Source organism: Pseudoalteromonas sp. JC3, from assembly GCF_030291895.1.
Classification (GTDB): domain Bacteria; phylum Pseudomonadota; class Gammaproteobacteria; order Enterobacterales; family Alteromonadaceae; genus Pseudoalteromonas.
Window position 1 is genome coordinate 2,640,765 of record NZ_CP127855.1, and the last position, 12,785, is coordinate 2,653,549.

Annotated in this window: 9 protein-coding genes and 1 tRNA gene; 1 reads left to right on the plus strand and 9 read right to left on the minus strand. The window is 44.0% G+C overall.

Annotation, left to right across the window (positions count from 1 at the left end):
* Positions 1-81: 81 nt before the first annotated feature.
* Positions 82-1,083: a LacI family DNA-binding transcriptional regulator gene (locus QSH61_RS11085; RefSeq protein WP_102057002.1), complete on the minus strand. Its 1,002-nt coding sequence runs from the start codon at positions 1,081-1,083 to the stop codon at positions 82-84.
* 253 nt (positions 1,084-1,336) lie between these two features.
* On the opposite strand from QSH61_RS11085, the gene QSH61_RS11090 reads away from it, so the two are divergent.
* Positions 1,337-3,589: a TonB-dependent receptor gene (locus tag QSH61_RS11090; RefSeq protein ID WP_174168695.1), complete on the plus strand. Its 2,253-nt coding sequence runs from the start codon at positions 1,337-1,339 to the stop codon at positions 3,587-3,589.
* 109 nt (positions 3,590-3,698) lie between these two features.
* On the opposite strand, the gene QSH61_RS11095 is transcribed toward QSH61_RS11090, so the two are convergent.
* From QSH61_RS11095 to ftsH, 8 genes are all read right to left on the minus strand, one after another.
* Positions 3,699-4,103 carry a PaaI family thioesterase gene (locus tag QSH61_RS11095; RefSeq protein ID WP_010373862.1) on the minus strand — a complete coding sequence of 135 codons (405 nt, stop codon included), beginning with the start codon at positions 4,101-4,103 and terminating at the stop codon, positions 3,699-3,701.
* A 324-nt stretch (positions 4,104-4,427) separates the two neighbouring features.
* Positions 4,428-6,671 (minus strand): TonB-dependent receptor, encoded by a 2,244-nt coding sequence (locus QSH61_RS11100; RefSeq protein WP_206470975.1) that lies wholly within the window; start codon positions 6,669-6,671, stop codon positions 4,428-4,430.
* Between the two features lie 489 nt (positions 6,672-7,160).
* Positions 7,161-7,245, minus strand: a tRNA-Leu gene (locus QSH61_RS11105).
* A gap of 23 nt (positions 7,246-7,268) precedes the next feature.
* Positions 7,269-7,616, minus strand: coding sequence for a preprotein translocase subunit SecG (secG, locus tag QSH61_RS11110; protein ID WP_010373860.1), 348 nt, complete (start codon positions 7,614-7,616; stop codon positions 7,269-7,271).
* A 4-nt stretch (positions 7,617-7,620) separates the two neighbouring features.
* Positions 7,621-8,361, minus strand: a complete 741-nt coding sequence (gene tpiA, locus QSH61_RS11115) for a triose-phosphate isomerase (protein ID WP_206470976.1) — start codon at positions 8,359-8,361, stop codon at positions 7,621-7,623.
* 79 nt (positions 8,362-8,440) lie between these two features.
* Positions 8,441-9,781, minus strand: coding sequence for a phosphoglucosamine mutase (gene glmM, locus QSH61_RS11120; protein ID WP_010373858.1), 1,341 nt, complete (start codon positions 9,779-9,781; stop codon positions 8,441-8,443).
* Complete coding sequence (folP, locus tag QSH61_RS11125) at positions 9,778-10,623, minus strand: dihydropteroate synthase (protein ID WP_206470977.1); 846 nt, start codon at positions 10,621-10,623, stop codon at positions 9,778-9,780. The genes glmM and folP overlap by 4 nt, the downstream gene beginning before the upstream one ends.
* A gap of 147 nt (positions 10,624-10,770) precedes the next feature.
* Positions 10,771-12,723 (minus strand): ATP-dependent zinc metalloprotease FtsH, encoded by a 1,953-nt coding sequence (ftsH, locus tag QSH61_RS11130; RefSeq protein ID WP_010605080.1) that lies wholly within the window; start codon positions 12,721-12,723, stop codon positions 10,771-10,773.
* Positions 12,724-12,785 lie beyond the last annotated feature (62 nt).

The following is a 12,785-nucleotide window of genomic DNA, read 5'->3' on the forward strand; positions in this document are numbered from 1 at the left end:
TTTTTATTTTTGCAATCGTTTGCATTTTAAATCACATCAAAACAATTTAAGCTAATGATTGTTATCGCATATTGTGCTGCGTTAACTAGATTGTCTGATCACTAATAATGACGGCACCTCTTGAGAAGCACATGTCTCACCACTTAGCTGAGAGAGCAGCTTTTCCACCAATAACTGTGCCGCTGCATTGGTGTCTTGTTTAATCGTAGATAGCGCAGGGAAGCTGATCTGTGCCATGGCTATGTCGTCAAATCCGACTATTCGTACGTCATTTGGTACGCTAACGTAACGCTCTTTTAGCGCTTTTAGTGCCCCAAGCGCGACCATATCACTACACGCAAAGATCCCATCAAAGGTTAATCCTTGTGCTCGCAACAAAGCGTTTATACTCGCGTAGGCAGCCTCTGAAGTAATGTCGATTTTAATCATTTGCGCTTCTACCTTGGCTTTTTCCACCGCATGGCAAAATCCGCGATAGCGCTCACCAAGTTCGGCATGACCCGGATCGCCCAAAAATAGAAGTTTAGACGCTCCCTTGGCAATTAAGTGCTCCGTTGCGCTAAGGCCACCAATAAAATTGTCACTACCAACGATAGGATAATTTGCAGAAGTTTTAGGGTCGCCCCATACCACGATCGGCGTGCCAGCTCTTGCAGCACGTTCAATTCGTGCTTGCTCCTTGCCTTGCCCGACAACGATAACTCCATCGGCTCGACGGCCAGAAATAAAATAACCATGCCAGTCTTCCCCTGCCATATAAGAATTAGAGAGTAATAACTCGTACCCTTTTCGGTTCACCGCACGATTAATATCGCTCACTACTTTAAGTAAAAATGGGTCATCGACGGATTGTTTGGTTTCGGCTTCGAGATTGATAATAACGGCAATGACTTTGGTTTTTTGCATCCGTAAGCGACTAGCCGCCGCGTTAACGCTAAAGTGATGCTCTTTTGCAAGCGCCTGAATGCGCTCTCGAGTTTCCTTTTTTATCAGAGGGTTATCATTGAGTGCACGGGAAGCTGTGGAGGTAGAGACTCCAGCTAGCCTTGCTAGATCTGATAGCTTTAATTGTGTTGTTCCCATCGCAAACCCCTTTTTAGCACACGTTATTACATCGCTATTCTTACAATTTTTTGATACTTAAACCATAACTAATTGAATCTCCTACCCTAACCAAGCAGAAAAGATAAGCAATCACTGTAAATTTGTAACGCCTTCCATCATTTTATGACAAATTTTTAAACAACATCATTGCAAACGTTTGCATTAAGATCTATTTTAAAAAATAGACAGTCGTTAAATACCAGTCTATGACAACAACAAGAGGGCTTTAGCCGTGATAAAAACTAACTCCTTAAGCTTGATCGCTGCAGCTATAACGCTTGCGTTAAGCGCATCAGCTCAGGCTGAACAACAACCGAACAATAACAAAGAAAAAGTAGAAACCATCATTGTGTCAGGTACACCTGGTGGCGCAGGGATCAGAAAAATTGATGCAAGCTTTGCTGTGACTAACATCGATGCCGTGCAAATTGATAAGCTCGCCCCCAAAAGTACCGCTGACTTGCTTAAAGCGGTGCCTGGGATCTGGGTTGAAAGTTCAGGAGGTGAATCCGGTGCCAACGTTTTTGTTCGCGGCTTTCCAGGCGGTGGGGATGCGCCATTCTTAACGGTTAGTTTGCAAGGCAGTCCTATATATCCCGCGCCAACGCTCTCATTTTTAGAAAACACCTCGATTTTCAGACTCGATGAAACCATCAGTATGATGGAAGGCCTGCGTGGTGGACCAAACCCCGTGGTGTCTAATGGTCAGCCGGGCTTAACAACTAACTTTCAACTTAAACGCGGCCAAGCCGACACCGAAGGGACGTTTAAATATACCACCACAGACTATGGTCTTAACCGCATTGACGGCGTGTTAAGTGGTGAGATCTCCAATGATCTTTACTACATGGTTGGCGGCTATATCAAACGCTCTTCTGGGATCCGTGATGCGGGCTTTACCTCAGAAAAAGGCCATCAATTTACCATAAACCTAACCAAAGAGTTTGCTGATGGTGAATTTAACCTTTATACCCGTCAAACTGATGACAGAGGCGCATGGTATCTGCCAACCCCACTTAATGTTGAGGGTGTGGATGCGGGCTTTACTCAGCTGGGAACGAATAATCGCAAAGCTATTATTTATGTCGGTGATGAAAATGCACCGATGAGCGTAGATATGGGTGATGGTCGCGGCTGGAAAGGCCATGTTTCTGGAGGTAGCTTAAAAGTAGAATTCAAAAATGGTTGGCAGTTAAATGACCGCTTTAGCTTAACGCAAGGCGATGCAAATACACTAGGCCTTGTGCCTGCTGGCAGTGCCATGCGTTTAAGTGAAGTGGCGGACAATGGTGAAACCGCAACAGGTAGCGTCACGGGCGATGAATACGCGGGTGATACCATGGTACAACAATATGGTCGCTGGGTTGTATTAAAAGATATCGAAGCTTTCACCAATGACTTAGCCTTAAGCAAAACCTTTGGTGATTGGTCAAGTGCCTTTGGTATTTATACAGCAACTACTTCTGCAAAAGACTGGTGGAGCTTAGGCAATACCGCCTACCACGTTTTGGAACAAGGTGGCGAAGCATTGAATGGTATCGCGTGTAATAGCGATGTTGCCGGTTGCGCCTTCAACTACGACATTAACAGTTCTGGTGATGCCACGACATGGGCAGTTTATACCACTCATAGTTACCAAGCTACTGAAGCGCTTAAATTAGACTTAGGCCTGCGTAGTGAGCAGCACGAGGTAGAATACTCTGTAGATGAAGATTTAGACGGAGTGATCACAAAAGCGGTTGACTATGATGAGCGCAAGACTTCATGGACCTTAGGCGCTGACTATAGTTTGAGCTTAGATTCAGGTGTTTTTGTGCGTATGAACAAAGGCTACAAAATGCCTTATTTCGACGACTTCAGAGACAACTATAGCACCTATGAATCGGGCGAGTCGCTGATTAAAGAAGTCACACAAGCTGAGCTTGGCTATAAATATATGGGTGAAACCGGCGACCTCTTTGTTACTTTATTTACCAACGAAGTAAAAGGCGACACGTTTGTAAGACGCCCAGGTATACCTGCGGAAATTCTAACCAATGAAGCAACCGGTGTAGAACTTGATTACAGCTACAACCATGAATCGGGTTTATCGATAAACTTGAATGCCACTTGGCAAGACACTGAAATTACTGAAAGCCCAACAAATGAGGGAAATAAAGCACAGCGCCAACCAGATTGGATGCTGCGCGTTACACCAAGCTACGACTTTGAAATGTCAGGTATGTATGCCACCTTGTATGGCACACTCTCAGCTGTAGATGACCGTTTTGGCGATAATGAAAACACTGTCGTGTTAGAGGGCTACGAAAAGCTTGATATTGGCCTTATCGTAGAGCCAACAGAGGGCGTAAAATTACAACTAGCGGTAGATAATCTTACTGATAAACAAGGGATCACCGAGGGGGATCCACGTAACCCAGATTCACCTAACGGCCGCTATATCATGCCAAGGAGTGTAAAGTTTAGCGTTGCGTATACGTTCTAGTTGCTGTAACTAAGCGTTTAACATAGCGCTGCCCGCTTATATCAAATACCTGAGGCTGGTAGCGCTAAAAAGACCTAATCAAATACACTTCAGAACACCGCCTGCTACCCTAAACCTTAGTTATTGTGCCAAGAGAAACCGCCACCAACTTTTCTTCGTCACCGCTTTGCGCATATACCTTACATTCGCATGTCGCCTGACGTTTACCCGAATACAACACGGTTGACTTCGCAATTAGCTTATCGCCAATAGCGGGTCTAACATAATTCACTTTATACTCTGAGGTAACACAGCTGCCCAGCACCGATGCACCAGCAAAAGTAATACAATTATCAGCTAGATAGCTAACCACGCCGCCATGTGCAAAACCATAGTTTTGTTTAAGATCATCCCGAATAGCGAGACTTAACTCAGCAACGCCAACCTCAAACACCTCCAACTCAGCGCCCAACAACAAACTAAAAGACTGCTGTGCTAGGATCTCCTTTCCTTCCTCTAACATAGTATTGCTCAACTTCTTCTCCTTAATTATATTTAAAATATCAACGCTCAAATAGACTCGACGTCGCGAATAGTCTTCACGTTATAGTAAACAATCATAGTTAATTAAAACCGCGATATGATTAGCTCAACACGACTAAAAACTGGGCTAGAAATACCGCCTATCACTAAACTCCCATAGGTCAACTACAATGTAAACAAGCAGCTATATCAATTATTTTACGTATTCTGAATGAGTTTGATATGTTGCCACATAATTTAGGACGGGGTAGCTACAATAAAAAAGCCGCTTAGCTAAAAACTAAACGGCTTTTTCTATATTCAAGCTAGGGTTGGATTAATCTAACCAGAACTCTTTTTTGAACTTAATACCAAACTCACTGCGGTCATTGCTGCGCATGACACCAACAAAGCCACTTTGCTGTAGACGACCTACATCGTACACTTCGTTTAGCACGTTTTCACCGTATAGCGTGACTTCCATATCACCTTCAGCGTTGGTGTATGAGATGTTAAAGCCTAACAATTCGCGAGAATCAATATGCTCGCTTGCTCGTGTTACAGACTGACCTTGCATGTCTGAGCGGTACGAGTAGCTTGCGTTAACTGCAATCGTTGCACCATGCTCTAAGTCATGGAAGTAAGATGGTGCGACCATCACAGTCCATCGAGGTGTGAGTGCTGGCGCATCGCCTTTACCAATACCAATAACACCTTCATCAACATGGGTAATTTCTGAGTCTAGGTAACCGATTGAGCTGCGTACTGAGAAATCATCAGTAATTGCGATTGTCGTTTCAAGTTCAATACCTTGTGCTTTCGACTCACCTGCATTTTCCACGATAGTGACGAAACCACCGCCAGCAGTCGGGTCGTTGAAAGGTAGCGCCAGATCGGTGTAATCCGTTACAAATGCAGCAACCATCATAGATACGTTGTCATGCACTTGGCCTTTGAAACCGATTTCGTAGTTAATCGCTTTAGTTTCATCAAACGCAGCGAATTGATCTGGACCACCAAATGGACGTGGTGGGAAGCCGCCACTTTGGTACCCTTTTTGGACCTGCGCGTAAACATTGATGTCACGAGTTAACTGGTATGACGCATTCACGTCCCACGTCACTTCGTCAAAGTCTGCGCTTACATATTTACGAGCACCAAAGCTTGGGAATAGTGCGTTTGCCTCTTTTTTGTCTTCAGAGTAACGTAAACCACCACCTATGCTGAACAGCTCAGTCACGTCAAAGCTTGCATTGATGTAAGCCGCATAGGCATCGGTTTCTTGGTTGATATCAAAGTAACCGTAGTCACCAAAAGAAGCTGTCTGACCATCGTTTAATAAGCCATTTGGCGTGTTCCACGGGCTAAATACGAACGGACCAGAGCTGGTAAAACCGTCTTCGTTAAAGTAATAAAGACCCGATACAAAATCCCAAGAGTCATAAGTACCGTTTAGTTGTAGTTCAAATGAGTACTGATCTGCACCGCCCTCTTCTGGGAATTCAGATAGATTAAGTGCTACCGCATCGTCATCTAGGCCACCGGTATATTCAGAACTACGCTTGCTTGCGATAAATTTAACAGAGTAAACATCACTTGCTTGCCAATCAGCAGTCACTGACCCACCCCAACCAGAATAATCTGTGCTTTCAATGCCAGCAACCGTTGTTGCCAAATCATCAGGATTGTTTGGCAACATAGATTCATCTAGCAATGGGAAGTCACCATTGAAAGGGTCATTTGAGTCAAGTGGATCTGTTAATTCGATAGTATACGGTGATTGACCAGACTCGTTCTCAACGCCGTCAAATGCAGCGGTGACAACTAAATCATTCGTTGCTTGCCATCTAAGTGCTAAACGGCCACTAAACTCTTGCTCTTCGCCGATTTCCTTTTCAGGATTTGCTAAGTTGATTGCTTTACCTACACCGTCGCGCTCTTTATAAGAAGCACTTGCAGAAAAGCTCAGTGTGTCTGTTAACGTCTGGCTGGTATAAAGATCAGTCGCTAAACGACCGCGAGAACCTATTTTAGCTTCAACGCGTGCAACTTCTTCAGCGCCAGGTTGTTTAGTGATCACATTTACCGCACCGCCTAATGTGTTACGGCCGTACAGTGTACCTTGTGGACCACGTAGCACTTCTACGCGTTCAACATTGGGCAGTGAAAGGTTAGAACCCATCTGACGGCCAAGGTATACGCCATCAACGTAAACACCAACACCTGGGTCCGTTGTGATCACATGGTCTTGTAGACCAATACCACGGATAAATACAGAAGCATGTGCAGCGTTACCTACACCATAGCGAGTAATATTTAAGTTTGGAACGAACTTACCAATATCGTCTAGATTACTGATATTGGCTTTATCAATATCGCTAGCACCGATAGAAGTAATTGCAGTAGGCGTTTCGAACAAGCTTTCAGTACGTTTACGAGCAGTCACTTCTATTTTTTCAAAAACTTGTTTTTCTTGCTCTACATTAGCTTGTTCAGCCAATGCTGTACTAGGAAGGGCTACTGCTGCTAACACTGCAGCTGAAATCGCAGATAAACCAAGGCGAGGTAAAACTGTAATCATATAATCTCCAAAGGAATCACCGTGTGTGTGCTAGTTGCGAGAGGTCGCAACTAGAGAAGTAACAAGCTAAGTGTCATTACCTCTAGCCCAGTAATCCGTTAAATCTAAATAGACTTAAACACTACAAATTTTGGGCATAAAAAAAGATGCACTAGGGGCATCTCTTTCCTCTGGAGGGGTATTATAGTCACAACCAGAGTAAATTGAAATATTTATTTAATAAAAATTACTTTTAGGGTTTTTGTAACCATAATAAAACCAATATTAGAAAATTAATTTTAATAAAAAATCGTTACAGAACAATTGATTATACTAGATAGCAGGATTATATGTTACTAAAGTGAAACTTCAGCCTAGGTTTTTGCCGTGGTTTTAGTGTGTTTGAAATAGCTTCTATTAGCGAAGCTGTGAATGATAAGACTAATTGGTATTAGGCTTAGTGGCAAACGGCAGACGAAAAAAAAACCAGCCTAAGCTGGTTTTTTTATTTGGTGCGAATGGGGGGACTTGAACCCCCACGGCCGAAGCCACCACCCCCTCAAGATGGCGTGTCTACCAATTCCACCACATTCGCAAATTCGGTGTATTTCCTAATGATTAATTAGGTACGTCAGAAGCTGGATTTTCTTCTGTCGCTGGCACATCATTTGTTGCTGGAACTGTTGTTGCAGCAGCTGGTGCCTCTAGGTTTTCCCACTCATTAGTCTTTTTAATCTGACCCGTAGTTAGGTTACCTAGAACAATACTTAGTACAAAGAATATCGTTGCTAAGATTGTTGTTGTCTTGGTCATAAAGTTACCTGCGCCTGATGAGCCGAAAACTGTCGCCGATGCACCTGCACCAAACGAAGAGCCCATATCTGCGCCTTTACCTTGTTGAATTAACACCATACCAATTAATGCTAATGCCACAATTAAGTAAACAACCATTAGAATTTCGTACATTTACTTATCCTTTTGCACTTCTGCATATAGCTGCGAAACTCTCAGGTTTTAGGCTTGCGCCACCTATAAGTCCACCGTCTATATCGTCTTGTGCGAATAACAATTCACTGTTCTGTTCATTAACACTGCCACCGTAAAGGAGCTGCAGTGATTGTGCAATTTGCTTGTCATTGTCTGAAAGCAAATCACGTATAAATTTGTGTACTGCTTGCGCTTGCTCAGGAGATGCTGTTTTACCAGTACCAATAGCCCAAACAGGTTCGTATGCTATCACAGAGTTTGTTAGCGCTGCTACACCTAATTTGGTGATAACTGCGTTTATTTGCCTAGCAACCACTTGCTCTGTCTGCCCATTTTCTCTTTCTTCTTCGGTTTCACCAACACATAAGATTGGTGTCAAACCTTGTTCTTGAGCATGTGCAAATTTGTTCGCAACATCTTCATCGCTTTCGCCGTAAATAGCTCGCCGCTCTGAGTGACCAACTAAGGTATATGTTGCACCTAGCGATTTTGCTAGGGACGCCTGAATTTCTCCAGTATATGCGCCTTCTTTATATTCCGAAACAGTTTGAGTTCCGACAGTAAGCCCTTTACTTGCTGCTTGCTCAATGAGCATGGCAGGAGGAAAAACAATTACATCTGCTTGAAATGTTTGATTGCTTACTGCTTCTGATATTTGGTCAACAAGGGCTTTTGAGCCATTCATTTTCCAGTTACCAGCAACAATTTGCTTTCTAGTTGTCATACGATACTCCGCAGTAGAAAGCGGGTGAGATACTAACTCTACTCACCCGAAGTTACAAGAAATAAATTTAATTTTTGGTTTAATTGCTCACAGATTCAACAACTTCAGCGATTTTTTGGGCAAAATCGATAACTTGCTTCTGTTGCTGAGCTTCAACCATGACGCGAACCACTGGCTCTGTACCAGATTTACGCAATAGCACTCTGCCCTTTCCGGCAAGCTGAGTTTCAACTTCAGCGACAACCGCTTTAACAGCGTCTTGCTCGGTTGGATCATCTTTAGTGCTATAGCGCACATTAATCATCTTCATTGGGTATTTGCTAAAACCTTCACCCAAATCTTTTAATGTTTTATTCTGCGCAACCATGGCAGCAAGCACTTGTAAGCTAGAGACAATGCCATCACCGGTGCTGATCAGATCCAGATTTAAAACGTGACCTGAACTTTCGCCGCCGATTTTCCAGCCTTTCTCACCAAGAAGCTCCATTACATAGCGGTCACCGACCTTACTACGCTCAAACGCAATTCCGCGTGATTTAAGGGCGTTTTCGAGCCCCATGTTAGACATTACCGTACCTACAACACCGCCACCTAATGTGCCATCGGCATGAGCTTGGCAAGCGATAATATAGACGATGTCATCACCATCAAATACATGACCGTCGTGATCGACCATCATGACTCGGTCACCATCACCATCATAAGCAATACCAACATCCGCTTGATGTTCAAGCACGGCTTTTTTCAACGCTTCGACATGCGTTGCACCGCATTTTTCGTTGATGTTAACACCATTAGGTTCACATGCGGTTGTGATCACATCCGCACCTAGTTCACGCATGACACTTGGTGCAATGTGATAAGTCGCGCCATTTGCGCAGTCCAGCACCACTTTCAACCCTTCAAGCGATAGCTCTTTAGGAAACTGGCCTTTACAAAATTCGATATAGCGACCATCCGCACTCTCTAGGCGCTTAGCTTTACCGAGTTTTTCAGACGCGACACACGTCATCGGTTCATCCAGCTTTGCTTCTATTGCAAGTTCCACCTCGTCAGGGAGCTTTTTACCATCGCCACCAAAAAACTTGATGCCATTGTCATGGTATGGATTATGAGATGCACTGATCACAATACCAGCCTCAGCTCTGAACGTTTGCGTCAAATAAGCAACAGCAGGTGTCGGCATAGGCCCCAATAAAATCACATTGATCCCAGCGGCAATTAACCCAGCCTCTAACGCGGTTTCAAGAAGGTAGCCAGAAATGCGGGTATCTTTGCCAATAATTACCTTTTTGGTACCACGCTCAGACAGCACTTTTCCAGCCGCCCAGCCTAGTTTCATTGCAAATTCAGGCGTAATTGGGAACTCGCCCACCATGCCCCTTACACCATCCGTACCGAAGTACTTTCTTGTTGTCATTGAGTAACTCCATTGACCGACGCTAGCCATACATTAAGCGCGTCGCTTGTTTCTTTTACGTCATGAACACGAATTATGTGCGCGCCTTTCTGCGCACATATCAATGCACCAGCTAGACTCGCAGCTACACGCTCATGCGTTTCCCGAGTGAGTAGTTGTCCAAACATGGACTTTCTAGAGAGGCCTGTCAGAATAGGCAAATTGAAAGCGTGAAACTTGTCCAACCCTCCTAATATCTGAAAGTTATGCTCTAGAGATTTACCGAAGCCAAAACCAGGATCTAAAATCAGCCGATTGATATCAATCCCAGCTTGCTTGCACGCACTGATCCTAGCTTCGAAAAACTGACTGATGTCTGAAAATAAGTCATCATAGTGAGGGTTATTTTGCATTGAGCGAGGTTGACCTTGCATATGCATTAAACAAATTGGTACATCACTGTATTGAGCTGCGACTTCGAGCGCATCTAGCTCTTGCAACGCTCGAACATCATTAATGATATCAGCGCCTGCCTCTATTGCTTGTTTCATCACCTCGGCTTTACTGGTATCTACCGAAATCACACAGTTAGAGTGTGTGCGAATTGCTTTAATAACCGGTATCACGCGCTGTAATTCTTCTTCTAATTGGACGTCTGGCGCGCCGGGACGAGTGGACTCTCCACCTATGTCTAAGATGGTAGCGCCTTGTGAAAGCATTAAATTTGCTTGCTCGATCGCACTATCAAGGTGAGTAAAATGTCCACCGTCAGAAAATGAGTCGGGAGTAACATTTAAAATCCCCATTACCTGAGGCTTATCTAAACTAAGGGTGCGCCCTTTGGGTAAACGTAACTCGTACATTCTATACCTATTTTCTGTAGTCTAAGTTTGGTGATAACGAAAGGCTTATAGCAGTTGATTTAAGTTCTCACATCGAATGTCATAAAACTTATATCAACTGATACAAAAAAGCCCCGATTGCTCGGGGCTGTCGTATTCTACCTAATCTTACGATTTGTCATCAAGCTCTGAGTTTGATGATGTATCGTTTGACTGCTCTTCTGCTGGTTTTTCAGCTTTAGGCTCAGGTTTTATGTCTGTTACTTTTGCAGATTCTACTTTTTTCTCTGGCTTAATGTCATGTGCATCCCTTGGTGGACGAACATCACGACGCTCCATTAGATCATCAATCTGCAATGCATCAATCGTTTCGTATTTCATCAACGCATCTTTCATGGTGTGAAGAATATCCATATTATCTTTTAGGATTTGCTCCGCACGTTGGTAGTTGCGATCAATGAAATCTTTAATTTCAGCATCAATAAGCTTGGCGGTTTCATCCGACATACCTGACATACGGTGAGAACCACCACCCATGTACATTTCGCCTTGCTCTTCCAAATACATCTGTGGACCAAGTTTCGGACTTAAGCCCCACTGAGTAACCATTTTCTTAGCAATATCGGTTGCGCGCTCAATATCGTTGCTCGCGCCTGTCGTTACTTTGTCATCGCCGTAAATCAGCGCTTCAGCGATACGACCACCGTATAAACTCGAAAGCATAGATTCTAGGTGTTGCTTAGAGTGACTTACGCGGTCTTGCTCCGGCAAGTACATTGTTACACCTAATGCGCGACCACGTGGAATAATCGACACTTTATATACTGGGTCATGTTCAGGCACTAAACGACCAACAATCGCGTGACCAGCTTCGTGATATGCCGTCATTTCCTTTTCTTGCTCGCTCATCACCATGGACTTACGCTCAGCACCCATCATGATTTTATCTTTCGCGGCGTCAAATTCCGCCATACTTACCTTACGCTTGTTGCCCCGAGCGGCAAACAGTGCGGCTTCATTCACAAGGTTAGCTAAGTCAGCACCAGAAAAGCCCGGCGTACCACGTGCAATTACAGACGCTTCAACATTATCGTCTAATGGCACTTTGCGCATGTGAACGTTTAAGATTTGTTCACGACCACGAATATCCGGAAGACCAACCACGACTTGGCGGTCGAAACGGCCAGGACGTAATAATGCAGGATCTAGTACATCAGGACGGTTAGTAGCAGCGATAACGATAATACCTTCGTTACCCTCAAAGCCGTCCATTTCTACAAGCATTTGGTTAAGTGTTTGCTCACGCTCATCGTGACCACCGCCCATACCAGCGCCACGTTTACGGCCTACCGCGTCGATTTCATCGATAAAGATGATACAAGGCGCAGCTTTCTTTGCCTGTTCAAACATGTCACGAACACGAGATGCACCAACACCAACAAACATTTCTACGAAGTCAGAACCGGAAATGGTAAAGAATGGTACTTTTGCTTCACCAGCAACGGCTTTAGCAAGTAAGGTTTTACCCGTACCTGGAGGACCAACCATCAACACGCCTTTCGGAATGCTACCGCCCAACTTTTGGAACTTTGACGGGTCACGCAAAAAATCGACTAGCTCAGTAACATCTTCTTTCGCTTCGTCACAACCAGCGACGTCTGCAAATGTTGTCTTAACTTGGTCTTCGCTCATTAATCGAGCTTTACTTTTACCAAACGACATTGCGCCTTTGCCGCCACCGCCTTGCATTTGACGCATGAAGAAAATCCATACCCCAATAAGCAAAAGCATTGGGAACCAAGAAATAAAGATGTTTGCAAGGAAAGATTGCTCTTCCGGTGCAACGCCTTTGATGTTTACGTCGTTCTTAAGTAAGTCATTAACCAAATCCAAATCAGTTAATGGAATTACTGTTTGAAAACGATCACCACTTGAACGAACGCCGCTAATTACGCCTGTTTGACGATCAATACTGACTTCTCTTACAGAGCCATTGCGCACATCCTTTACAAATTGTGTGTAACTCGTTTGGCGATCATATTGTTCGCCACCGTTAAAGCTCTGGAACACAGTCATTAGCACTACTGCAATCACTAACCAGAGTATTAGATTTTTAGCCATATCGCTCAAGGAGTTAACCTCTTGTATCCAAAAAAATTCAAATTCAACTTGATGCTTTCCAA